Source organism: Sphaerothrix gracilis Ecp01 (assembly GCF_030405905.1).
Lineage (GTDB): Bacteria > Cyanobacteriota > Cyanobacteriia > Phormidesmidales > Phormidesmidaceae > Sphaerothrix > Sphaerothrix gracilis.
Genome location: NZ_JASATW010000009.1, coordinates 219,459 through 241,779, shown reverse-complemented (window position 1 = coordinate 241,779; position 22,321 = coordinate 219,459). Strand labels below are relative to the sequence as shown.

General features: G+C 51.0%; 22 protein-coding genes, 1 tRNA gene and 1 pseudogene. 15 read left to right on the top strand and 9 right to left on the bottom strand.

What is annotated here, in order from left to right; genetic code table 11:
* The 4 genes and pseudogenes from QJQ48_RS12400 to QJQ48_RS12385 all read left to right on the top strand — a co-directional run.
* Nucleotides 1-956: pseudogene (locus tag QJQ48_RS12400) on the top strand (hypothetical protein); the annotation flags it as partial.
* A 138-nt stretch (nucleotides 957-1,094) separates the two neighbouring features.
* On the top strand, nucleotides 1,095-1,400 hold the full coding sequence (locus tag QJQ48_RS12395) for a hypothetical protein (RefSeq protein ID WP_346291544.1): 306 nt from the start codon (nucleotides 1,095-1,097) through the stop codon (nucleotides 1,398-1,400).
* Nucleotides 1,401-1,649: 249 nt separating this feature from the next.
* The gene (gene glgB / locus QJQ48_RS12390) at nucleotides 1,650-3,941 is read left to right on the top strand and encodes a 1,4-alpha-glucan branching enzyme (RefSeq protein WP_346291543.1); all 2,292 of its coding nucleotides are present in this window, start codon (nucleotides 1,650-1,652) and stop codon (nucleotides 3,939-3,941) included.
* Nucleotides 3,942-4,410: 469 nt separating this feature from the next.
* A complete protein-coding gene (locus QJQ48_RS12385; RefSeq protein ID WP_346291542.1) occupies nucleotides 4,411-7,905 on the top strand; it encodes a leucine-rich repeat domain-containing protein in 3,495 nt (1,164 codons plus the stop codon).
* 54 nt (nucleotides 7,906-7,959) lie between these two features.
* Here QJQ48_RS12385 and QJQ48_RS12380 read toward each other — a convergent pair whose 3' ends face one another.
* On the bottom strand, nucleotides 7,960-8,247 hold the full coding sequence (locus tag QJQ48_RS12380; protein ID WP_346291541.1) for a hypothetical protein: 288 nt from the start codon (nucleotides 8,245-8,247) through the stop codon (nucleotides 7,960-7,962).
* Between the two features lie 499 nt (nucleotides 8,248-8,746).
* On the opposite strand from QJQ48_RS12380, the gene QJQ48_RS12375 reads away from it, so the two are divergent.
* Nucleotides 8,747-8,917 carry a hypothetical protein gene (locus QJQ48_RS12375; protein WP_346291540.1) on the top strand — a complete coding sequence of 57 codons (171 nt, stop codon included), beginning with the start codon at nucleotides 8,747-8,749 and terminating at the stop codon, nucleotides 8,915-8,917.
* Nucleotides 8,918-9,278: 361 nt separating this feature from the next.
* On the opposite strand, the gene QJQ48_RS12370 is transcribed toward QJQ48_RS12375, so the two are convergent.
* Entirely contained in the window at nucleotides 9,279-10,280 is a 1,002-nt protein-coding gene (locus tag QJQ48_RS12370) for a hypothetical protein (protein ID WP_346291539.1), read from the bottom strand.
* 251 nt (nucleotides 10,281-10,531) lie between these two features.
* On the opposite strand from QJQ48_RS12370, the gene QJQ48_RS12365 reads away from it, so the two are divergent.
* Nucleotides 10,532-11,116 carry a Uma2 family endonuclease gene (locus tag QJQ48_RS12365; RefSeq protein ID WP_346291538.1) on the top strand — a complete coding sequence of 195 codons (585 nt, stop codon included), beginning with the start codon at nucleotides 10,532-10,534 and terminating at the stop codon, nucleotides 11,114-11,116.
* Nucleotides 11,117-11,167: 51 nt separating this feature from the next.
* On the opposite strand, the gene QJQ48_RS12360 is transcribed toward QJQ48_RS12365, so the two are convergent.
* The 6 genes from QJQ48_RS12360 to QJQ48_RS12335 all read right to left on the bottom strand — a co-directional run bounded on the left by QJQ48_RS12360 (nucleotide 11,168) and on the right by QJQ48_RS12335 (nucleotide 18,331).
* Nucleotides 11,168-12,088, bottom strand: coding sequence for a GUN4 domain-containing protein (locus tag QJQ48_RS12360; protein WP_346291537.1), 921 nt, complete (start codon nucleotides 12,086-12,088; stop codon nucleotides 11,168-11,170).
* Nucleotides 12,089-12,092: 4 nt separating this feature from the next.
* Nucleotides 12,093-13,784: a caspase family protein gene (locus QJQ48_RS12355; protein WP_346291536.1), complete on the bottom strand. Its 1,692-nt coding sequence runs from the start codon at nucleotides 13,782-13,784 to the stop codon at nucleotides 12,093-12,095.
* Nucleotides 13,785-13,871: 87 nt separating this feature from the next.
* Nucleotides 13,872-14,390 (bottom strand): dihydrofolate reductase family protein, encoded by a 519-nt coding sequence (locus tag QJQ48_RS12350; protein ID WP_346291535.1) that lies wholly within the window; start codon nucleotides 14,388-14,390, stop codon nucleotides 13,872-13,874.
* 112 nt (nucleotides 14,391-14,502) lie between these two features.
* Nucleotides 14,503-15,870 (bottom strand): tetratricopeptide repeat protein, encoded by a 1,368-nt coding sequence (locus QJQ48_RS12345; protein WP_346291534.1) that lies wholly within the window; start codon nucleotides 15,868-15,870, stop codon nucleotides 14,503-14,505.
* A gap of 112 nt (nucleotides 15,871-15,982) precedes the next feature.
* Nucleotides 15,983-17,344, bottom strand: coding sequence for a DUF4331 domain-containing protein (locus QJQ48_RS12340; RefSeq protein ID WP_346291533.1), 1,362 nt, complete (start codon nucleotides 17,342-17,344; stop codon nucleotides 15,983-15,985).
* Nucleotides 17,345-17,581: 237 nt separating this feature from the next.
* Nucleotides 17,582-18,331 (bottom strand): hypothetical protein, encoded by a 750-nt coding sequence (locus QJQ48_RS12335; RefSeq protein WP_346291532.1) that lies wholly within the window; start codon nucleotides 18,329-18,331, stop codon nucleotides 17,582-17,584.
* Between the two features lie 174 nt (nucleotides 18,332-18,505).
* On the opposite strand from QJQ48_RS12335, the gene nblD reads away from it, so the two are divergent.
* From nblD to QJQ48_RS12320, 3 genes are all read left to right on the top strand, one after another.
* Nucleotides 18,506-18,727, top strand: coding sequence for an NblD family protein (gene nblD, locus QJQ48_RS12330; RefSeq protein ID WP_346291531.1), 222 nt, complete (start codon nucleotides 18,506-18,508; stop codon nucleotides 18,725-18,727).
* Between the two features lie 136 nt (nucleotides 18,728-18,863).
* Nucleotides 18,864-19,328, top strand: coding sequence for a PPC domain-containing protein (locus QJQ48_RS12325; RefSeq protein WP_346291530.1), 465 nt, complete (start codon nucleotides 18,864-18,866; stop codon nucleotides 19,326-19,328).
* Between the two features lie 138 nt (nucleotides 19,329-19,466).
* Nucleotides 19,467-19,539 (top strand) — tRNA-Phe (locus QJQ48_RS12320).
* Nucleotides 19,540-19,707: 168 nt separating this feature from the next.
* Here QJQ48_RS12320 and QJQ48_RS12315 read toward each other — a convergent pair.
* Complete coding sequence (locus tag QJQ48_RS12315; protein WP_346291529.1) at nucleotides 19,708-19,944, bottom strand: hypothetical protein; 237 nt, start codon at nucleotides 19,942-19,944, stop codon at nucleotides 19,708-19,710.
* On the opposite strand from QJQ48_RS12315, the gene QJQ48_RS12310 reads away from it, so the two are divergent.
* The 6 genes from QJQ48_RS12310 (at nucleotide 19,939) to QJQ48_RS12280 (ending at nucleotide 22,282) form a co-directional block, all read left to right on the top strand.
* The gene (locus QJQ48_RS12310) at nucleotides 19,939-20,118 is read left to right on the top strand and encodes a hypothetical protein (RefSeq protein WP_346291528.1); all 180 of its coding nucleotides are present in this window, start codon (nucleotides 19,939-19,941) and stop codon (nucleotides 20,116-20,118) included. The genes QJQ48_RS12315 and QJQ48_RS12310 overlap by 6 nt on opposite strands.
* Nucleotides 20,115-20,594 carry a hypothetical protein gene (locus tag QJQ48_RS12305; protein ID WP_346291527.1) on the top strand — a complete coding sequence of 160 codons (480 nt, stop codon included), beginning with the start codon at nucleotides 20,115-20,117 and terminating at the stop codon, nucleotides 20,592-20,594. The genes QJQ48_RS12310 and QJQ48_RS12305 overlap by 4 nt, the downstream gene beginning before the upstream one ends.
* A gap of 12 nt (nucleotides 20,595-20,606) precedes the next feature.
* A complete protein-coding gene (locus QJQ48_RS12300) occupies nucleotides 20,607-20,933 on the top strand; it encodes a hypothetical protein (RefSeq protein ID WP_346291526.1) in 327 nt (108 codons plus the stop codon).
* Nucleotides 20,926-21,345, top strand: a complete 420-nt coding sequence (locus QJQ48_RS12295) for a nucleotidyltransferase domain-containing protein (RefSeq protein ID WP_346291525.1) — start codon at nucleotides 20,926-20,928, stop codon at nucleotides 21,343-21,345. Before QJQ48_RS12300 ends, QJQ48_RS12295 begins: the two co-directional genes overlap by 8 nt.
* Nucleotides 21,335-21,658: a HEPN domain-containing protein gene (locus QJQ48_RS12290; protein WP_346291524.1), complete on the top strand. Its 324-nt coding sequence runs from the start codon at nucleotides 21,335-21,337 to the stop codon at nucleotides 21,656-21,658. The genes QJQ48_RS12295 and QJQ48_RS12290 overlap by 11 nt, the downstream gene beginning before the upstream one ends.
* Nucleotides 21,659-21,829: 171 nt before the next feature.
* On the top strand, nucleotides 21,830-22,282 hold the full coding sequence (locus tag QJQ48_RS12280) for a DNA phosphorothioation-associated protein 4 (protein WP_346291523.1): 453 nt from the start codon (nucleotides 21,830-21,832) through the stop codon (nucleotides 22,280-22,282).
* Nucleotides 22,283-22,321 lie beyond the last annotated feature (39 nt).

Here is a 22,321-nt window from a genome sequence, read left to right as displayed (position 1 = left end):
TTGACACCACCAGCGGCAGCTATGATGCCACCTCTGACGGCGGCAACGGCGGGGATATTGACTTCAATACCAATCGCGGCGGCATCAGCGCCAGCGACCTTAGTTCATTCTCCGAGACCACAGGCACCACCGGCGGCGACATCACTCTCACGGTCAATGGCGAAGCCGGCTCCATCAACACCACGACAGGCACCTTATCGACGGGCACCCGTCTAGGCGCAGGCGGTGACATTGAGCTGTCAACCGTGGATGGCAACATCAGCACTGCCAGCTTGCTATCTAACTCCACCGGGGCTGAGGTTGGCGGCAATATTGATCTATCGGTCAGTCAAGACTTTGGCGATATAGACACCAGTAACGGCATCATCGACGCCAGCTCGGCGCTGCTCGATGCCGGTGATATCTCCCTCTCAGTGGCAGACGGCAACATTACCACCAGCAGCGCGATCGCCCGCGCTGGAGATGCCGGACTCGGCGGCAACATCACCTACAGCGGCAACGAGCCGACCAAGATTGACACGACAAATGCGGCCCCAGATGGCAGCCCTGCCGTCATCGATGTCAGCTCAGATTTGGGCAGCGGCGGCGACGTAGAGCTGTCGGCGGGCTTCGTAGTGGTCAGCAGCACTGATGCTAGCGGGGGGGCCGAAGGCGGCAACATTACCTACTTGGGCGACGAAGTAGATATTGCCGACGGCAGCACGATCGAGAGCAACGGCGGCACCCTGCAGTTTGGCACCTTTACCCTAAGTCAGGACATCGTGGTGGGCGCTACTTCTAGCCAAGGCGGCAGCTTCCTCGATATCGTCGATAGCGAAATTGCCTTCATCCAGGATGGCTTTGACACTATTGAGATTGGCCGCGCAGAAGGGACAGGCACGATCTACGTTGTCTCACCCAACTTCCCGGATCCGGTGATCTACCGGCAGCCCACCCAAGAGGGCCTGCCAGAGTAGCAATAGCTAGTCAGTGGTCGATCAGTGCTCAGCGAGTCTAACTTTAGGCTCGCTGATTGCTCAATAGGCGATCGCGCTCATTTCTCTCCCCACTTGAGAACAGACGCTGTAGAGTGGATCTAAAAATGTAATTCAGCTATGACTTTGAAATATTGGCTCAGCGGACTGGGCAGCGCTAGCCTACTGCTGTTGACTGGCCCGGCTCAGGCACTGCCCCCGGCTGAGGACATTCCAGAAGAGGTGATGCGCAACGAGATTATCCTAGAAGCGCGATCGCCGCTTAATGGCGAACCTCTGACCCTAGCTGAGTACGCTGAGCTACAGGCCGAGCTGGCTGAGCGGATAGAAAGTCCTACTCCTAGATCGGATCTGCGACAGGCGATCTTTTTGCTACAGCTACGGCGAGCCGCGAGGACGCTTTTACCCTTTGTGCCTATCCCCTGACAGCAGCCCATTTTGGCCCTTAGCAGGCAAACATTTTCTCAGGGAAAAGACGAAACCCCACTAAGTTTTGTTAATCTAATTCGCATATAACCATATTTGAGTACAAAGAGCTAAATCAGTGCTGGGCGATCGCGCCTGCTTGAGGCAGGCTGTGGGCCTATCCGCTTCTCAAGTTGCTTATTACTCCGTGCTGTCCCCAGCACCGAGGTCTAACGCAGTTTTATAAATTTTAGAGTTGGGTCAAAATCTATGGCGTTAACCGTTGCCCCCGAACAGATCGATCGGATTGTCTGGAATCAGCACCACGATCCGTTTGAGATTCTCGGTCCTCACATGATTCAGCAAGATGGTAAATCTGTCTGGGCCGTGCGGGCATATCTGCCTCAAGCCGACGAAGTTTGGCTAGTCTTTCCGGAGGCGCGTCAGGAATATCAGATGAAAACCTCGCATCACCCTCATTTCTTTGAGTGCGTGATTGAGACAGATGAACTGGCCAACTATCAGCTCCGCTACAAAGAAGGCGAACATGAGCGCTTCATCTATGACCCCTACGCCTTTAGAAGTCCTCAGATTACTGACTTTGATGTTCATCTCTTTGCCGAGGGCAATCATCATCGCATTTACGAAAAGCTGGGGGCACATCCCACTGAAATCAACGGCGTTCCCGGCGTGTATTTTGCTGTCTGGGCACCCAACGCTCGCAATGCTTCTGTTCTAGGCGATTTTAATCACTGGGATGGCCGTAAACATCAGATGCGGCGCACCGGCAATGGCATTTGGGAGCTGTTTATTCCAGAAGTGGGAGTAGGGGCTAGCTACAAGTATGAAATCAAAAATCCCGCCGGTCACATTTACGAAAAGTCTGATCCTTACGGCTTTCAGCAGGAAATTCGGCCCAAGACAGCCTCCATCGTAGCTGACTTAGACGGTTACGAATGGGATGATGAAGCTTGGCTAGAGCAGCGCCGCCACACCGACCCGCTGACCCAGCCTGTCTCTGTTTATGAGGTGCATCTCGGCTCCTGGCTGAATGGTTCCTCGGCTGAACCCGCTAAGCGTTCTGACGGTAGCACTGAACCCGTTGTCACCGTTGCCGATCTCAAACCAGGTGCTAGATTCCTCACCTACCGGGAGCTGGCCGATAAGCTAATTCCCTATGTCAAAGATTTAGGCTTCACCCATATTGAACTGCTGCCGATTGCCGAGCATCCCTTTGATGGCTCCTGGGGCTATCAGGTAACGGGCTACTACGCGGCCACTTCTCGCTACGGCAGTCCTCAAGACCTGATGTATTTCATCGATCAGTGTCACCAAAACGGCATTGGCGTGATTGTGGACTGGGTGCCGGGCCACTTCCCTAAAGACGGCCACGGCCTTGCCTTCTTTGACGGCACCCATCTCTATGAGTACGCCGACTCTCGCATTGGCGAGCACAAGGAATGGGGCACCTTGGTCTTCAACTACGGCAGACATGAGGTGCGCAACTTCTTGGTTGCCAATGCTCTCTTCTGGTTTGATAAGTATCACATTGATGGCATTCGGGTGGATGCGGTGGCCTCTATGCTCTACCGCGACTATCTGCGCGATCCGGGGCAGTGGGTGGCGAATGAATATGGCGGACGAGAGCATATTCAAGCTGCTGACTTTATTCGGCAGACGAATCATGTTGTCTTTAGCTACTATCCCGGCGTCCTGTCGATCGCGGAGGAGTCTACGTCCTGGCCGATGGTGTCTTGGCCTACTTATGTGGGCGGCTTAGGCTTTAACCTCAAGTGGAATATGGGCTGGATGCACGACATGCTGGATTATTTCCACATGGATCCCTGGTTCCGCCAGTTCCATCAGAACAACGTCACCTTTAGCATCTGGTACGCCTTCACCGAGAACTTTATGCTGGCGCTATCCCATGATGAGGTGGTGCACGGCAAGAGCAACATGATCGGCAAAATGCCGGGAGATGACTGGCAAAAGATCGCCAATCTGCGCTGCCTCTATACCTTCATGTTTATGCATCCCGGCAAGAAGACGCTGTTTATGGGCATGGAGTTTGCTCAGTGGCGGGAGTGGAATGTCTGGGGCGATTTGGAATGGCACCTGCTGCAGTACGAGCCGCACCAAAAGCTGAAGCACTTTATGAGTCAGCTCAATCAGTTCTACCGCAGCGAACCGGCGCTATACACGCAAGATTTTGCTCAGGAAGGCTTTGAGTGGATTGACTGCAGCGACAATCGCCACAGCGTTGTTTCCTTTATCCGCTGGGATAAGGACAGTGAAGACTTTATCGTCACAGTCTGCAACTTCACCCCCCAACCCCACAGCCACTACCGGGTCGGCGTCCCAGAAGCGGGTTTCTATCAGGAGATGTTTAACAGCGACTCCCGCGACTTTGGCGGCAGCAATATGGGTAATCTGGGCGGCAAGTGGAGCGAAGAATGGGCTTTCCATAATCGGCCCTATTCCATCGATCTGACCCTGCCGCCGCTGGGCGTTGTTGTCCTCAAGCTAGACCGAGATAAAACTACTCAGGCCGCTCAGGCTTAAATTAGTCAAAAGCCTTCATGGAGAGGATTTGAGTCTCTATGAAGGCTGGCATTTTACATGGCAGTGACGTAGCTACCTAGCGCCCAGACCAGGGTGAGCAAAATAGCTGTCTTGAATATGGCTCCAAAGGTAATCTCGACAAATTCAAACGCTTTATGGGTCGTCATGGCGATCGCCTCCTCTGTGTAAACCTATGCATCGCGTCTAAAGCATAAGCGATCCTTATTTCTAATATACCGAACTCGGATAGGCGCTGCAGGGGGTGATTTCCCTATTTTTCTCGCCTTCTAACCCAGGAACCGGTTTCTGGTAGGGACCGGTTTCTGGTACTGTTAGCGTCATTCACTTCATACCTAGTGCAGAAACCGGTCCCTAGCCCGGCTCTAGTTCTTACCCGCAATACCCCTATACTGAACGGTTTTGGCGATACCTCTGCTAAAACTGAAGGGATGCCGTTTTGAGACTGCTGATGACCCGTGATGAACTGCTGCGCCTGATTGACCAAGCGGCTGAGGAAGGTTGGAAGAGGCTGGATCTGTCAGGGCAGGAGCTGACTGAGCTGCCACCGGAGATTGGGCGACTGACACAGCTTGAAACGTTGATTTTGGGTAAGCGTAAGCGGCGATGGAGCGAGTTTGTGGGGAATCAGCTCAAGACACTGCCAGCAGAGATTGGCAAGCTGACGCGGCTCAAGACTTTGCTGGTGGAGGGGAATCAGCTTGAGGCGCTGCCAGCCGAGATTAGGCAGCTTGGGCAGTTACGGATTTTGATGCTGAGTGAGAATCAGCTCAGCACTTTGCCAACCGAGATTGAGCAGCTTGCGAATCTACGAGTACTTATTTGTGACGAAAATAAGTTCACGGCCATCCCTGGTGAAGTCGCTCAACTTCGGCAGCTCAAAACGCTTCGCTTTTATGACAACTCTTTAGAGAATGTCTTTGCTCAGATCGGGCAGCTCCCGGCGCTGCGATCGCTCGACCTTGGCTCAAACCAACTGAGTAGCCTGCCGCCCGAAATTGGCCAGCTCCCGGCGTTGCGATCGCTCGACCTTGGCTCAAACCAACTGAGTAGCCTGCCGCCTGAAATTGGCCAGCTCCCGGCGCTGCGATCGCTCGACCTCCGCTTTAACCAACTGAGCAGCCTGCCGCCTGAAATTGGCCAGCTCCCGGCGCTGCGATCGCTCGACCTCCGCTTTAACCAACTGAGCAGCCTGCCGCCTGAAATTGGCCAGCTCCCGGCGCTGCGATCGCTCGACCTCCGCTTTAACCAACTGAGCAGCCTGCCGCCTGAAATTGGCCAGCTCCCGGCGCTGCGATCGCTCGACCTCATCAATAACCAACTGAGCAGCCTGCCGCCTGAAATTGGCCAGCTCCCGGCGCTGCAATCGCTCAACCTCAGCAATAACCAACTGAGCAGCCTGCCGCCCGAAATTGTCCAGCTCCCGGCGCTGCAATCGCTCAACCTCAGCAATAACCAACTGAGCAGCCTGCCGCCTGAGATTGTCCAACTCACGAACCTGCGATCGCTCAACCTCTGGAATAACCAACTGAGCAGCCTGCCGCCTGAGATTGTCCAACTCACGAACCTGCGATCGCTCGACCTCAGCCATAACCAACTGAGCAGCCTGCCGCCTGAGATTGTCCAACTCACGAACCTGCGATCGCTCTACCTCAGCCATAACCAACTGAGCAGCCTGCCGCCTGAGATTGTCCAACTCACGAACCTGCGATCGCTCGACCTCCGTTCTAACCGACTGAGCAGCCTGCCACTGGAAATTAGGCAGCTTTCCAAACTGGAAAAACTGGACTTGCGAGGCAATCCGATTCCTATTCCGCCTGAGATTTTAGGGCCAAAAGAACTCTACGAAGATCCAGGTGATCTCACCGAAATTCTTGACTTTTACTTTCAGACCCTCGACCCGGATGAAAGTGAACCGCTTTACGAAGCCAAATTTCTCATTGTGGGTGAGGGTGGGGCAGGCAAGACGACCCTCGCCAAAAAGATTGAAAATGCAGACTACGAACTCCAACCGGAAGAAAAATCGACCGAGGGCATCGACGTTATCCGCTGGAACTTCGACCATCCCAATGGCGAAACCTTCCGCGTCAACATTTGGGACTTTGGCGGCCAAGAGATCTACCACGCTACCCACCAGTTTTTCCTTACTAAACGCTCCCTCTACGCCGTTGTCGTTGACACCCGCCAAGACAACACCGACCTCTACTACTGGCTAAACGTCGTTGAACTCCTCAGCGACAACAGCCCCGTCTTCATCATCAAGAATGAAAAGCAAGACCGCACCTGCCAGGTGAACGAGCGCCAACTGCGAGGCGAGTTTGGCAATCTGAAAGAGACTCTACCGACAAATCTTAAAGGCGATCGCGGCCTCGACGAGATTAAAGCCAAAATTCAGCAATACATCATCGCCCTGCCCCACGTCGGCACCCCTTTGCCCAAGATCTGGGTGCGCGTCCGCGCCTGCCTAGAAAATTACGCTCGAAGCTGCAACTACATCTCCATTGAAAAATACTTTGAGCTGTGTGAGCAAAACCAGTTTAGCGATCAGACACAAATGCTCAATCTCAGCCGGTATCTGCATGATCTCGGCGTCTGCCTCCACTTCCACGAAGACCCCATTCTCAAAAGAATCGTCATTCTCAAGCCGGAATGGGGCACCACCGCAGTCTACAAAGCCCTCGACACCGCTGAGGTAAAAGAAAATATGGGCCGCTTCAGCCGCGCCCAGCTCAACACCATCTGGAGTGACAGCGAATACGCCAATATGCAGGACGAGCTGTTGCAGCTTATGGTGAACTTCAAGCTCTGCTACCCAATCCCCGGCAGCGATTGTGAATACATTGCCCCTCAGCTCCTCGATATTGAGCAGCCCGTCTACGACTGGGACGACAGCAACAATCTACTGCTGCGCTATCACTATGACTTTATGCCCAAGGGCATTCTGACCCGCTTCATTGTGGAAATGCATCGCTTCATTGAGCATCAGAAGCTGGTCTGGAAAGACGGGGTTGTGCTCAACAACGGCTCCGCCCGCGCCGAGGTTATCGAGTACTACCACAAAGGCGAAATCCACATCCGCACCAGTGGCACCCACTGCCGCGACTTTCTCACAGTCGTCAGCTTCAAACTCGACGAAATTAACACCTCCTACGAGCGTTTGAAAGATAAGTGTAAGAAGCTAATTCCCTGTAATTGCTCTAGTTGCGGCGGTTGCCAGTCACCATATTTTTACTCAAGAGAAGTATTAAACAAATTCATCGTTGATCGACAGCCAGAAATTCAGTGTCCGAAAAGTTATTCAATGGTCAACGTGCAGGGACTAGTTGATGATTTGGCATACTCTTTTCTTAGTGAACGCTTGTACTTACGCCCTGGTACAAGCTGGGTTAGAGCTATTTCAAATGCAAGTATTCAACTCGAAAATCAAGTAAAATCCTGGCCTACCCAAACCGAAAAAACTATGAAGACTCCCAAAGTATTCATCAGTTATGCTCACGAGGATGAGGAATTCAAAGAAAAGCTAGATAAAATGTTGGCAGGTATGAAGCGGCGCAACGTCATTGAAACTTGGCAAGATCGTCTGATTGTGCCGGGAGATGACTGGTATGACTCTATTCAAGCCGCAATGAACGAAGCAGATATCGCCTTACTACTCATTAGCGCTGACTTCATTGAGTCTGGTTTCATCAACGAGGAGGAAGTTCCTAGGCTGCTCGATCGCCGCCAATCGGAAGGGATGCGAGTTATTCCCATCATTGTGCGCCCCTGCATGTGGACAAGTGAACCTATTCTCAAAAAGCTAAACGCTTTGCCCAAGGACGGCAAACCAGTCATTACCTTTTCTCAAGACAATGGCGATCGCGATCAGGCTTGGACTGACATTGCCAAAGCGATCGAAAAGCTAGCGAAAGACCTGCAAGCGTTCACCCCAGGGACCGGTTTCTGAGGCTGCCAGCGTCATTCACCTCATACCCAGTGTAGAAACCGGTCCCTAGAGCGCCTAGCTCAGAGGGCGATAGCGCAGCAGGTAGCTAAACACCTCGCCCTGCTCCGGCGTCAGCAAAATGCCCGACTCCGGAATCGTCAGCAGATTATTCCACAAGCCCTGATCGGCGTAGTTCAGCACGTGCAAGACCTTGATCGCCTCGCGTACCCCTTCTGGCGACCCCATAATCAGGTGGCGCAGGCGCTCTCGCTCCGGCTGGGCGCGGGACACGTTTAGACGCAGGGGTTCTGTGTCTCCCAGATTGGTGAAATCCGGGAGATTCGGGTTGATATAAAACAGCATTTTGGGACTCCTCCTTCAAGAAGTGGGGTAGGAAATCCCAAAAATTTAGCCGCCCCAGACATAGCAGTTCGGGACGGCTATAGGTAAAATTACCTCAGCCTCCGAGACAGCCGAATCCTGTCGAAGGGGTCAGGTGTCGGGAGATTGTTGGTAGCAACTCTCGGCACCGCACGACCAAATTTTTGGGGTGATAGTCAAGCTGCACACATACAGCTATTGCTCCAAAATCTATCCCATCTGGCGACTGAGCGCAAGTTAAGTTTGTTGTTCCAAATATCCCAAGCTGACGCTGCAACACACCTTACAGTCAAGCACTTCCAGCACTTCCTACAAAATCAGGACTTATCAAGAGTACCAACCTAATTTAAAACGCTTGCCGGCTTAGTTCACTTGTACTAAGCTGAATTTCATCTACTTTGGCGTGCATCTTTTCAGATTTTTCTGATAAAGCCTTCACTGACCTGAATACAGTGTTTGCAGATATACCTAGAGTAGCTATATGACTTCTCTCGATCGCTTCAAAGCGAATCTAACGAATACCCAGGGTAGCAAATGCGACTCCGACGAAGCAGTCAAAGAATTTGAGAAAAGATTTGAAGATGCAGCAGATAAGGCAGATCAACAATTAGAAGACAAACAAAAGCGAGAGCAAAAGAAGTTTATGCAATAGCTTGTTAAAGTATGACTCGCAAATAGTCTTGTGCATCTACCTATCTCCTTCTGTAGATAGAATAGTTCCGAACAGTTCCGAAAAAGCAAGAAATATTTTTTTGATTGCTGCCAAATTTTCCTGATGCTCAAATTTATCTTCGTATAAACAATTGAACTTAATAAACTAAGCTGTCTTGAAGCTTATGACTCCCGAAGAACGACTCAAGCAAAGTGCGAAGCAGTTGATTCAACAGGGGTGCTCACTAGATGAGGCGGTTATACAAGCCTCACAGGGATCGAGTCTAGCGAATAAAGCTGATAAGTTACGAGAAATTAAGTTACAGATTGAGTGGGAAATGAAATTTGGTAGGTGAAGTTGATTATTCAATAGAGACATGCTGATAATTCGGTAACCTTTCTATTAAATAGTCAATATGTTCTCTTAACTGACTAATGCCGCTGTTTGGTAAATGGCCAGGAATGAAACTTTTCAATTCTTCAAATGCAGCTATGTATAGCTCATCGGCTAATACTATTGGTGTAGTGGGATTGAGCAGAATATTATTTCTACCCCAAGTCAAGCAGTGGCTTAGTCTTTCTAAAAATTGATCGATTGAAAAATAAAAGGCTTCTACTTGACGAGATGAAGCAGTTTCTTTGATATCTGAAAAAGCATCTAGAGCGCTCTGTCCTAAAACTTGAGCAATATTTTGCGATCGCTGCTCATCTAACCAACAAACGACAATCTTGCCGTCCTCAAGCTCTGTTTGAAACCGCCTAAACATTTCAATTTGTTGCTGTAAACAGGCTTTAGAACGAGCTATTCGCAAGTCCTTTATCTGCGATATATCCAAATCTTGTAGCCTTCCTTCTAGTGCAGCAATAGCCTCGCAAAGCATCTGATTAGCATCATTTGCAAGCACTTTCAGCTCACAGTTCATCTCCGTTAAAGAGCGAATCTTGCCTTTGAATAGACTAAGTTCGGCTTCTTGGATATTAGAAAGATAGCCAGCTTGATGTAGTTCCTCTAATGCTGTTAAACGAGAGTTGATAAGCTCTATAAGTTGAGGCTCAATTACTAAGGCTGACAACAGTTCTTCTTCAGACAATTTTTCAGGTTGCTTTAGAGATTTATGGGCTTCTTTTCCCTGAAGCGTTTGTAGTGCTTGTACAATGGCTCGAATATCATCAACGCTAGGACCGTAGCGATCGCCAATATAAAAGTTGCCCTGGCTTGCATTGGTGTTGTACTTACCTGACTGTGAAACAGTTTGCAACATAGGATAACTGAGTGCCTGTCTCAAAAACTCTAGATCTTCAACCGTAGAGGTTCTGGTTCTAACCCTTTCTAAAATTTCACTCAGGTTATCCGGTACTGCCATGCTCAATATTACGATTGAGGAACTTTTAAACTGTTTCGTTAAGACAGAACCGCTTTCTAAGTTCGATACTATCTGCCTTGACTGATTCTAACCCTGGACAGCTAAACCGAAGACTATCCCATTTCTTACAGAGATTTGTTTTCTCTTCAGAATATAGAAGCAAATCAGTAGAGTGCAGGTGATTATGATCACCAAGCCGATATGTAAACCTCACTAATGAAAGCTAACAGCATTACTACGGCCTCAAATCTATGAAGCACCCAAAGCAACGGTTTCAGAGCTTTGAAGAGTATCTGTCTTATGATGACGGGACAGAGAAGCTATACGAGCTTTTTAATGGAGAATTAGTCGAAGTGCCGCCTGAATCTGGCTGGAATGTCGAGATTGCCAATCTGCTGTTTGCGGCTTTGCTCCCGATTGTCGGTCATCGCCGTGTCAGAGGACACGGCTTAGAGCTGGAAGTGCGAGGAGAGCCAAGGAACCGCTATCCAGATTTGACTGTGATTCGAGAAGAACATATTGAGCAATTGCGGCAGCGCAATACGATTCGGATGTCGATGGCTCCGCCAGTGCTAGTCGTGGAAATTGTCAGTCCGGGCGAGGTGCAGCGGAACCGGGACTATGTGGCGAAGCGAATGCAGTATCAGGATCTAGGCGTGCCGGAATATTGGATTGTCGATCCGCAGGAAGCGGCGATTTTAGTTTTAGAGCTGAGAGAGGGTTGCTATGCGGAAGCCAAAACGCTGAGGGGAGAGGACAGATTGCAATCTTCTCAGTTGGGTAGCTTGAACTTGACGGCTGCTGAAGTATTTGCGGCTGCGAAGTCAGCAGAATAGTACTTTTGCTAAGATAGGCTACTGTCAAGCCAGAGCTTTGCAAATCACACACTACTTGAAACAAGTCGATAGTAAGGAAAAGAGCTTGCGAACATTTATCTCTTCCAACCTCTGTTTTTCCCACCACGCCTGATCATGGGAAAGTTCATACTCCAAATTTCTTTTGAGTTCCTCTTTATCAATTTTATCGCCAATCCAGGAGCCAAAGAAAGACATGGTATCTGCAAGAAGCTGTTTCTGCCAATCTTGCTGTATGCTGGCTTTCATAACTCCTCTAAGACCACTTACATAAGCATTCAGGGCTGCATTATCTAACGTCATGGTTTGTACGATGCCCCATGGAAGATGACCTGTTGGAGCATCTTTAAGAGAATAGATAGCCCCACCAGCAGAGATCCAATTTCCTTGAGTACGCCAGCCTACGCGATCGCCAAAGACTTGTGGATCTTTAGCAGACTCCTTGCAAATTTGTAGCTGTACACTGAAGCCAAAATGTGAGTTGCTGTATTGCAACCATAAATCATCAATGATTTTCAAAACCTGACAAGGAAAGCCTTGAACCTGTTCATCGCTAAGCCAAGAATTCTCTCCAGCTTGAACCGCCTTCAAAATAATTCTTCTCGTTGCATCATTAGCCTTTTTCCAGCTACCACCTGCCAAAAAGCTTCTCAAGGAGACATAGTCTTTCCGAGATAATTCTTTAGGTAAGGGAGGTACAAAATCTTGAATGTATTTAACCAGGTTTTCGATATCTTCATCATTTTGAGTGACATCGTTCCAATTCGCGTAATTGCGATCGCCAATATGAATATTTTGTCCTTGCTCAATATAAATATTGTATTTACTGTTTAGCTGTTGAAAAACCTGATTGTGTTGCTCCTGCAGTAGCTGACGCAGTGCAGCAATATCCTCGTTCGTGTATTCTTTTGCCTCAATCCTATTCAAGATTTCCTCTATTTTAGAAAAGCTCACAGTCCTACTCCTCTAGCTTCTGCTGAATCGCCTCAATTAACTCAGCAAAACCAGACTCACTATGAATCTGAGCCGTGAGCGAATTCATATCCTTGAGAATATTTGTTAGCCTCGGTAGATACTGGCGAATCTCATTGTAGAGATCAATATCCTCCCGAAAACCCTCCAAATTAGCAGCCGAAACGCTACGAATCTGCTGATCTAGCTCCTGAATCTCTCGCTCCCAATACTGCACATACTGAATCCGATCAATCGGTTTATAGATTCTGGCATCCTCCAGTACCACCGGAAAGATCCGCTCATAAAACTGCTCATTCTTAGCAATTTGCAGCAGCTCAAACATGCAGTTCTCAGACTTGAGATACTTCTCACTAATCACCGCCACCACACACTTACCGCGCCCTATCCGCTCCATAAACGCTTTAATACGACCTTTAAAGCCCAAGTGCTTCTTGTCGCGGACTAGCGAAATCTCTTCAGCCACCAGCGCCTGCTCAATCTGGTTTGCCATCTCCTCACTTTTGCCACCCCAAGCATAGGAAATGAACACTTCTTTTTGACCATCGCTGTCAGCGGGAGGCTGGTGCTGCGCTGCGGGCGATCGCTTCAGCCTTTCCGGTCGCGCTTTGTGAGTATCCTCATCATCCCAGCTAGGAGAGCTAGCACCGTGATACGTATCGCCAATTTGTAAACCAGTTGCAGAACCCACATTGAGATTGTATTTGCCCTGCTGCGTTACCCGCTGCACCGTATTGTGATTGTCAACCATGTTGCCATCTCCGGTAATGATGGTACTTCCTTGCGCATCGCCGCCAATGGCCACCGAGCGATCGCCTGCCGCCTCAATCTGCGTATTGTTGATTACCTGACGGTTAAACTCACCCGGTTCAGATTCAATCTCTGGTTTTGCAGCAAACGGCAGTTCTTTGGGCTCCTTCTCGCCGCCCGCATAGTAGGCCAGTTCAAAGTTATCCGCTTGGTCAAAGTTTAAAATTGGGTGCTGGCGATCGCCCGTTCGACGCGGCACGACCTCACGGGCATAAAGCGCTAAATCTGCCACTTGCACATAGCCATCTAGCTTCGATGCACCTTTCCCAGCCAGCGCTTCGATCAAAGCCAGCGTAAAGGCGCTGTAGGGTCGTCCCGCCAGAGACTTTTCATCCGCGCGAGACGACGCAATCATCACCCGCCCTTGTCCCTTAGCAAAAATTGCCTGTGCCTCTGGGGGTAGGGGTGCTTTTTCCGCTTCATACCGCAAATCAGCCGCCTCTCCCAAACCGTCCGCATGACAGCAATCCAGCAACAATAATAGTTTCTTTGCCGGAATTGCCTGTAGCTTCTTCGTCAGTTCTATACCACTAATCGCCGTTTTGTAGAGTTTGCTGGGGTCGTAGCCAAACGGCATTAGGTAGTAGGCTTCCCCCATCGGGCTGTTGACCTGATAGCCATGCCCAGAAAAATAAATGATTACCGTCGAGTTACTCGTGGTTGACCGCGCTAGCTGATCCAACGCAGCTAAAATATCCTCTCGCTTTGCTTCTGCCTGAGTTAGAGTACGCACCTGCTCCGATGGGTATGCGCAACGTTCTGGATCCTTGAGGATGTTTGCCAGAGCGATCGCATCATCAACCGTATTGGGCAAGTCTCCACCCACGCCGATGACACAGGCATGACCTTGGATAAAGCGTTGGCTCATATCAGGTAGTGATAGCGATGAGGTATTTTCATCCCCATCTTAGAAACGAAATCTGTATGGACCAGTATTTTTAATATTTCTGATATCTCAAGATTGCTTAGCCCGCTGATAATGCAGCGTCACCAGACCCAAAGCGCCAGGAATTGCCGACACTAGCTCAAGCTCGATTTCAGGCACGGACTGATAGAGAGAAATGCCCGTGCCCAAAATTCTGGGCACTAGGGTAACGACATATTCATCCACTAAATTCTGCTGCATGAAAGCCGAGGCCAGCCAGCCACCCCCCACCAGCCAAACCCGCTGATAGGGCTCAGTCGCAGCCAGCAGCGCCGACATGCTTTGGCAAAACCTAATATCAGCCCGTGGCGCTGTGCGATCGCGCTGCGTTAGCACATAGGTAGGCTTGCCAGGGTAAGGCCAATCACCAAAACCCAGCACCTGCTCATAGGTGGCCGCGCCCATGACCAAAGCATCCACCGAAGCGTAAAACTCAGCATAGCCCTGATCTGCCTCACTCTCAGGCACAGGCAGCCAGTCGATGCTGCCATCGGCCTTGGCGATGTAGCCATCTAGGCTGGTGGCAATGTAGAGAATAAAGGTGGTCATGCCGAATTGAGGGAAAGGGCCCGTTGGGGTGGGTTTAGCTGATTTTTTTCTAGCAGGCAGTAGAGCTACTTTCAAGACCCACCCGTACGGTGAGGAGAGTTGCCGGCAAAATTTATTGCTCTATCAGGCCCCATATTTGGCGATCGCGCTGGCTGAAAGTGGGATCAATCTCCATAGCCTGCTGAAAATAGCGATCGGCCTTAGCCTGATTACCCAACTGCTGCTCTACCAGTCCTGCCCGGTAGGCAATCACCGCATCGCGGGTTCCTAGCGCGATCGCCTCCTGCAGAGCGGTTTGGGCCTCCGACCAGCGATCGCTTCGCATTAGCGCCCAGGCATAGGTGTTCAGAGTTTCAGCATCTTGCCGGATCTCAAGCTCGGCCTCCATCAGATCTAGCGCCTCGGCCAAATCTTCTTGATCGCCGCGAGCCAAGAGAAGCTGGGCCAGTTCGCGCCGATGCCCAAACGTGGTCAAGTCCTGATGCAACCGAAACGCCATTTCGGCCTGCTGCCAAAGCTCGGCGGCGGCGGCCTCATCCCCCTGGAGCTGTTTCACTTGGGCAAGTCCCTGCAGGGCGGCGTGATCTAACGTGTTGGCAGCGTTTTGGTTGATCAGAATTTTGTTATATCGGTTAGCTGCGGCCCGGTAGTGACCCTGGCGCGTTTCTAACTGAGCGAGCTGAATCGTGGCTAAAGCGTAGTCGGGCACAAGCCGCAGGGCCTCCCGGTAGAGCGCTTCTGCCTGCTCTGATTCACCGCGACTGGCGTAAAATCGGCCCATCAGGGTGCGCACCCAGGCTGAACTGCCTATCTGGTTGGGTTCTTCTAGCGCCAGCGCCCGCTTAAAGTCTTTCAGCGCGGCGGCATCCTCTCCCTGAGCCACGTTGGCTAAAGCTCTCAGGGCATAGGTTCCGAGGGTAGGCAACTGCCCGACTAGGCGATCGGCAACGGTGAACGCCTCAGTGACCTGACCTTTCCCCAGATAGGCCGTGACCAGCAGCGCCTGAGCTTCTTCGTCTGTCGGATTCGTCTCTAACACCTGCTGGGTCAGCTTGATTGAGCCGTCAAAGTCATGTTGGGCTTCAGCAACTTTAGCTAGGGCTAACAGCGCTCCGGCATTGTTGAAAGGCAGATTTGCCAGCGATCGCTTGGCGGCCTGCTCGGCCAGCAGATACCAGTTAGACTCCCCCGTAGCTCTGGCGAGCTTGAGATAAGTACCGGCGATCGCGGCCTGATTCAGTCCGTCTGTGGGACTCTGCTGAATGCGCTGCTGATAAAAGGCTAGCTCCTGTTCTAGTGACTCAACTGCATCTTTTTGGCTGACCTGGTTAAACGGATAGCGATAGGGCTGTTCACGGCCTGAAAAGCCAGAAAAAGTAATGAAAGCTGTGCCGATTAGCAGCCCGGTGACAGGCAGAAATAGCCGCAGAGATTTGAAATTGGGCTGCGAAAGATTAGGAAAAGGGAGAGCTTGTTTCATTTTGAGTTGAGAAACAAAAGGCAAGCGAGAGAGTTGAAGTAGGTTAGGTGAAATCTCATGGAATTCAATTTCACCTAACCTACTAAATTCCACGAATCAGGCTAGGGCAATGCTAATTAGGCAAAGCCAGGTAGGGGAAGGTTGGCTCTAGCGGATCGTGGCCTTGAGCCGGATTGCCGGGAGTGCCTTCATAGGAGACGTTATCGGAAGTAATCGCCCCGTTAGTTAGCACGCTGAGGGTAATATCCACCACGTCATCTTTCAGCATTCGTCCGCGAATCGGACTGCCTTGAGCATTGAGGGCATTGGCATAGCCGCTCGGCCCGGTGGTATCAATCCGCATGACATCGGGCAGGAAAGCTCCCAATAGGGCATTGGTGCGGGCCTGATCGTTACCGATCGCCATCAGCGTCCGGCTAGCCTCTGCAATAATTGGAGCGGCAATGCGAGCAGCGGGCTGTTGTCCCTTGAGCGCAGCTGCCTCAAAGTCGGGACCAACGCTGTTGAGCGCATTGAGCAGGGCATTGGTGAATAGTAAGCCCTCATTGATAGCCGGTCGGGCTAGGCGCTCAAGCTGGATGAAGCCATCGGCCTGGCCTTCATCATTGCGACCGTCATTGTCTCGGCCCCGGCCTTCATCTTCTTCATCGTCCTCCTCATCTTTTAGGGCGGCTTTGGTGAAGGCGGCCGCATCGACATCGTCACCCGGCACTGAAATAGTTGTCCAAACATCAAACGTATCGGCCTGGGTGTTGCCCTGCAGCAACTGTTTGGGCACCCGCAGCACAATCGTATTGACGTTGTAACCAGCCGCAAAGTCAACTGCCTCACCGGGCGGACGAAAACCGACAGCAGGGCCAATCCCCAACGCCCCAGCCCGGACGCGGAAATACTGCTCTACGTCAAAGAAGAAGGGATCTTCTCGCAGTCCGGCAAAGACGCTGGCCTGACCACCGCCGAGATTGACCTGACGGATATTGGGCGTGGGGTCTGTGAGGGCAGTGGTGGTGGTTCTGGCAGTGCGCTGGCGACCATTACCAATGGTCGTAATGGTGACATCTTGCTCTTGGTTGCGCTTGGGCGGGCCGAACTCAAACCGGAGGGTGATATCGGCTTTGCCAGTGGGGGTGCTGTCCTTATCGGCGACGCGGGTGATATTAAATTCGTAGCGAGCATTGGTGCTGAAATAGTATTGCTGCCGCGCTAGCGATCGCGGATTGGTGTTCATCACCAGAATCAAATCATTGGTTGAAGCTTGGGGATTGAGGTCGCCTTCCCGGAAAACGTATAGATCCGTTAGATTAAGAGCCCGGCCTTTGAGGTCAATTTCGCCGTCGTCGTGGTCAGAAGCCTGCAGGTAATGGGCAGTGCCGCCGAGGGCCAGGGCAGTACTGAGAGCGATCGCACCAAAGCGCAATAGGGTCTGACGCGAGAGATGCTGCAGTCGATTAGCTACTCGTTTTTGCTGAGGCATAGCTCAGGTTCTCCTAAGAAAGAGAGGACAGATGAGATAGCGAAGCTAGTAAGCGATCGCCAAAACACACAACGGCTGAGCGATCAAAAGGCACAGGTTTCGTTGACACAAGACACCTGCCCTGCTCCAAGAAACGACCCTACTTTTCAGCCGTCTAGTGAGAGGTACGCAGCCTGCTTGGCTCTGGATTCATCTGCGATACAAAACTTTTACTATCCGATTAGGGGAAAATACTGCCTATTCGCCCTCCTCTGGCTGACTCTGGCGCTGCAAAATTACCATGTTGTTGCCCACCACCGGATTGCGGGCCAAGTGCTTGCCGGCATCATCTGTGAGCCACAGTCGGTCGAAGGCCAGCGGCTGTACCGCTGCTAGAATGCCGTTAGCCACTTGATCTTGGCGATCGCGGCTGAGCTGATACCAGGCTGGCCCCAGCTTGACCGCCAGTTCACTCTGACGAAAATCGGCCTGCACAGACTGAACTAGCCCTTCAGCATACTGCTGGGTAATTTCAGCGACCTGATCTTGAATTTCAGCAATGCGCTCTTGCTCTGGCGGCAACACGGGCTCAGGTTCCACAACGGTGACTTCGGGCACCTCTGAGGGCAGGACAACCAAGGGCTGGCTGGGGGGCAACACAGGTTCTGGCGTCAGCAGCGAGGCGATGAAGGTCAGCAAGAGCGCGGCTGCTCCTAGCAAAATGGCGCTTAGTATCCCATCTGAAAGGCGAGGCTGCCAGCTGGCGGGCAAACGCGATCGCACCAATGCTAAGAATCCTTGCCACAGCGTCTTAGCCTGCTGCCAGCGGCTCTTTTTAGACGTCGCTTCTGGGGCTGAAGTCGCGGCTAAGCCCTCGGTAGATTTGAGCGCGGTCTCTTCAGAGCTAAGCTTATCGTCTTCTATCTCAGCGGCGCTGGGCTGGGCGCTTTCAGGCGGGCTTGCGGCAGAGACAGGCTGCGGTTCTTGCGGCGTGGTTTCGTCAGGCATGGGCTTGAATCAACTTTATGCCACCTCATCTTCCGAGGTTTAGGGGGCATCCGACAACCCGCAGAGCCAACGGGGGGTTGCTAAGCATTTTTGCAAAGCGATAAAGCTCGGTTCTGCGGCCCTCTATAATGTCCCACATTGATTATGGTAAGCCCTACAGCTTAATCAAAGTCTATGCCAGAAATGAAAACCTGCCCGGTTTGCGGCGTCAAAATTTTAACGGGTGTCATCGGCGGCGATCGCGTGATGTTCTCCGCTGGGCCACCGGGCGATCGCGCTAAACTCTGGGCCAGGGTCTGTCAGTACAACAAGAAGCCGGGCTGCCTAAATCCCGACGGTGGCGGCCAAAAAATTCAGACCAGCGATTACTATAAACCCTTGGCTCCGCCAGAGTAGTTGCTTAGCCTATCTACTGGGCCAAAAAGCTTAAAACTCTGGTGTTTATTGCGGCGATCGCGAAAATTTAGGCCATAATGACACAGCTATTCTTAGCTGCCCTTTTTCGCATTTCTGCAAACCATATAGTCTGATCATGAAATTGCTGACGCAAGCATTAAAAAATACGCTGCTGATTCCTGCTGCTCTACTGACAATTGGGGTAACTGCAAGCCGAGCAAACGCCCAAAGCCAAATTTATTCACCCATTCCCCTGCCGGATAATCAAGAAGTCACGGATAGTCTCTCTAGCCAGGATATTCCAACCGGATTTGGTGGTTTTGCCAGAGATTATACGATTGAGCTGAAGGCAGGCGATCAGGTGGCAATCGATGTAACCTCGAATGAGTTCGATACGCTTGTGTCTCTGATGTCTCCCGATGGCGCGACGGTAGGCGAGAATGACGACGGCCCGGACGGAACGACAAACTCACTCCTATTTGCCCGGATTACGGAACCGGGTACCTACACGGTGCGGGTGCGCTCCTATGCCGGACAGGGAGAAGGCGAGTTCTTGCTAAAGTTAGCTCGCCTGCGCCCCGCGAATGAGGTTTGCCCCTAACTGGTAATGGCGAGGTGCGATGGCGAGGGAGATTCAGCGATCGCACCTAATCTAATTTTTCCTGGGAAATTTGTTGCTAAGGGTTCCAAAAGTTTGCTAAGTTATTTAAGCGCTGGAGCAAGCTTTCAGCCACTTTTAGCCGGGATAGCTCAGTCGGTAGAGCAGAGGACTGAAAATCCTCGTGTCGGCGGTTCAAGTCCGCCTCCTGGCATCATTCTAGCCTCACTGAATCGATAATTTAAACTTATTTCCCCCTTGAATTGCTGCCAGAGTAAGCAACTACTCAACGCAAACCCGGGGATTCGCGCTTTTGGCCTTAACGAGAAAGTCAGGGTTTGAGGTGTGTGACAGTTGGGGGTTTTTAGGCCAAATTTAGTCCTTAGAATTCGGGGACTATAATCTGACGGCTGCGGCCTGCGTAGTGCTGGTAGATAACGGCGGTGCTGACGCGGGCTAGATAGCTGACATCCTGCACACTCATGCCGCTGGCGAGCGCTCCCGTTATCCAGGTGTGGCGGCAGTGATATTGGCTCAAATAGAAAGCGATGCGGCCCTGCTCTGCCAGCTCCAAAACCAGGGGCCGCCAGTGACGCCGCTGAAAGTTCTGGTAATGCATCCGTCCGCCTGTCTGACCGGGGAACACCCAGGCAGCGCGATCGCCACGGCTCCGCCAGAGGTAAAGCAAATCATTCACCAGGTTTTAGAAATTGAAAAAGACCGACTCGATCGCAACGATCGCGGGCTTGTGAATGCCGATATTCTGCGGATTGTGAAGGAAGTGGTGCAATGAAGCTGTTGGGCCTGAAACTCTATAATTTCCACCCCTTTTATGGAGAGCATAGCCTGACCTTTGCGAATGAGCGCCTGATTATGGAAAAAGGCGCAAACCAGGAGCGCATTGGCCTACTCAGCACCGAAATTACTCAGCTCCGCAAGCAGGTGCGCGATCGCCGTCAAAATCAGAGTAAGCAAAAGCTGGCGCTGAAGCGCATAGAGGCGGCTCAAGAGGCGATCGATCGCCTCAAGGAGCTAAAGCAAAATCAAGACGCCCTCTTTCGCCAGCAGCTTCAGGAGACGCTGAGCCATCTATACAGCGAAATCTCTTTCAAAGCCTATATCCCCCGCATCAGTGACAAGTACGAGCTAAATCTGGTGGAACGGGTGGGAGGGCAAGAGGTGCTGGTGGGGGCTTCGACGGGAGAAAACCAGATTCCGGGCCTGTCATTTATTGGCAGCGTGGTGGAGCACATTCGCCAGTGGAGCTAGGATAAGCTGGTGATGGGGCCTGATAGCAGCACGTTCCCGCTGATGATGGATTCGCCGTTTGGCAGTTTGGATGAGATTTATCGGCGGCAGGTGGCGAAGCTATTGCCGGCACTGGCGGATCAGCTCATAGCGATGGCGAGTAAGACTCAGTGGCGCGGTGAGGTAGAGGAGGAAATGCTGCCTCGCATTGGGCGGGAATATGTGCTGGTTTACAATTCGCCGAAGGATGAGGTGCAGGCGGATGCGATGCGCATTGGCGGCGATACGTATCCGCTGATTCGGCAAAGTCCGGATGAGTTTGAGTTTACGGAGATTGTGGAGGTGCCTCGGCATGGCTGAAATGACCACAGTGACCACAGTGACCGACGATCTGATTCAAAGGATGGCAGCAGCAGTTGTGCAGGCGGTTAAACCTGAGCAAGTCATTTTGTTTGGCTCTCAGGCTAGAGGGGAAGCCAATTCCCATTCTGACGTTGATTTATTAATCATTCAATCAGAACCGTTTGGGCCTGGCCATAGCCGCATTATGGAAATGACCAAGGTTTGGCGTTCTTTGGCTAAGTTTGGTGTGCCGACTGATATCGTGCTGTATAGCCGGGATGAGGTAGACATCTGGCGAGACAGCCGCAACCATGTCACAACGCGAGCTTTGGAAGAAGGGCGAGTGCTCTATGAACGATCTGGATCAGGCCAAACTGCTGTTAAAGGTAGCGGCGAGGGACTTGCGAGCACTGGAAGGGATGCAGGATAAAACTGTATTTGCTGACGAAATTTTCGGATTTCATGTGCAGCAGGCGATCGAAAAATGTCTCAAAGCCTGGATTGCGGCGTTAGGTGAGGTATATCCCTACACCCATGACTTAGGCGTTCTGTTGAGCTGTTTAGAACAACAGCAATGTGACGTGACTGCTTTCTGGGAACTTCTAAAATACAACGCCTTTGCTGTACAGCTTAGATATCAGGTTGTGTTGGAGGAGGATATTGTAATTGAAAGAAAATCGACCCTTGTGCAGGTAAAAGCTTTGTACTCATTAGTGCAAACAGTTGTTGAAGAACACTCGTAGCCTATAGCTGAAATTCTTGGAGAGCAACAGAGATAAACATGGCGGATAGTCGGATTCGGATTGCGAAGGATAAGGCGGAATTGGTGAGGGCGCTGAGGGATGGGAGTGATGTAAATGGGCCATTTAGAACATATGCGTTCTAAGAATATTTAAAGGGGATGTCCGAGTTCTATGGCGCTTGCGAGAATACACTTTTCAGAAGATAAAGCTGAGCTTGTAAAAAGCTTAAAGGCATCAGAGTTTGAAGCCGGGCCATTTCAAACTTATGCAGATATCGTTATATTTTCAGCTACTTTAGGTTATAAACATAGTAGACGTGTGCCTGTAGGAAAAATTTCAAGAAAAGATCCGGATGCGGTTTTACAAGAGCAGCTAAAAAATTCGTCTATTGTCAAACTTATAGCGATCGCAGAAACGCAAGATCCTAAAATTCTGAGTGATGAAGACAGCAATGATCTTCAGCGTGTTGAATTATTTGAAGAGTATGTCAATGGCGGCTTAGAAATTCTGGCTCATGAGCTGAATGGTGTTGTTGACTACACGGAGAAAATCTTGCTGATGCTGAAATTGACAAAGCAGGGTGATATTCAAAACAATGATTTTGATTTGTCAAAATTCTTATAAAATTAACGATTCCTTAAAAAGAGCTTGACGAGCAGTCTC

Coding starts and splice junctions, on each gene's coding strand:
- QJQ48_RS12300 (WP_346291526.1), top strand. CDS start 20,607: ATGGGGCCTGATAGCAGCACGTTCCCGCTGATGATGGATTCGCCGTTT.
- QJQ48_RS12335 (WP_346291532.1), bottom strand. CDS start 18,331: ATGCCTGACGAAACCACGCCGCAAGAACCGCAGCCTGTCTCTGCCGCA.
- QJQ48_RS12290 (WP_346291524.1), top strand. CDS start 21,335: ATGCAGGATAAAACTGTATTTGCTGACGAAATTTTCGGATTTCATGTG.
- QJQ48_RS12345 (WP_346291534.1), bottom strand. CDS start 15,870: ATGAAACAAGCTCTCCCTTTTCCTAATCTTTCGCAGCCCAATTTCAAA.
- QJQ48_RS12365 (WP_346291538.1), top strand. CDS start 10,532: ATGAAGCACCCAAAGCAACGGTTTCAGAGCTTTGAAGAGTATCTGTCT.
- QJQ48_RS12375 (WP_346291540.1), top strand. CDS start 8,747: ATGACTTCTCTCGATCGCTTCAAAGCGAATCTAACGAATACCCAGGGT.
- QJQ48_RS12340 (WP_346291533.1), bottom strand. CDS start 17,344: ATGCCTCAGCAAAAACGAGTAGCTAATCGACTGCAGCATCTCTCGCGT.
- QJQ48_RS12395 (WP_346291544.1), top strand. CDS start 1,095: ATGACTTTGAAATATTGGCTCAGCGGACTGGGCAGCGCTAGCCTACTG.
- QJQ48_RS12350 (WP_346291535.1), bottom strand. CDS start 14,390: ATGACCACCTTTATTCTCTACATTGCCACCAGCCTAGATGGCTACATC.
- nblD (WP_346291531.1), top strand. CDS start 18,506: ATGCCAGAAATGAAAACCTGCCCGGTTTGCGGCGTCAAAATTTTAACG.
- QJQ48_RS12355 (WP_346291536.1), bottom strand. CDS start 13,784: ATGAGCCAACGCTTTATCCAAGGTCATGCCTGTGTCATCGGCGTGGGT.
- glgB (WP_346291543.1), top strand. CDS start 1,650: ATGGCGTTAACCGTTGCCCCCGAACAGATCGATCGGATTGTCTGGAAT.
- QJQ48_RS12325 (WP_346291530.1), top strand. CDS start 18,864: ATGAAATTGCTGACGCAAGCATTAAAAAATACGCTGCTGATTCCTGCT.
- QJQ48_RS12305 (WP_346291527.1), top strand. CDS start 20,115: ATGAAGCTGTTGGGCCTGAAACTCTATAATTTCCACCCCTTTTATGGA.
- QJQ48_RS12280 (WP_346291523.1), top strand. CDS start 21,830: ATGGCGCTTGCGAGAATACACTTTTCAGAAGATAAAGCTGAGCTTGTA.
- QJQ48_RS12370 (WP_346291539.1), bottom strand. CDS start 10,280: ATGGCAGTACCGGATAACCTGAGTGAAATTTTAGAAAGGGTTAGAACC.
- QJQ48_RS12315 (WP_346291529.1), bottom strand. CDS start 19,944: ATGCATTACCAGAACTTTCAGCGGCGTCACTGGCGGCCCCTGGTTTTG.
- QJQ48_RS12295 (WP_346291525.1), top strand. CDS start 20,926: ATGGCTGAAATGACCACAGTGACCACAGTGACCGACGATCTGATTCAA.
- QJQ48_RS12380 (WP_346291541.1), bottom strand. CDS start 8,247: ATGCTGTTTTATATCAACCCGAATCTCCCGGATTTCACCAATCTGGGA.
- QJQ48_RS12385 (WP_346291542.1), top strand. CDS start 4,411: ATGACCCGTGATGAACTGCTGCGCCTGATTGACCAAGCGGCTGAGGAA.
- QJQ48_RS12310 (WP_346291528.1), top strand. CDS start 19,939: ATGCATCCGTCCGCCTGTCTGACCGGGGAACACCCAGGCAGCGCGATC.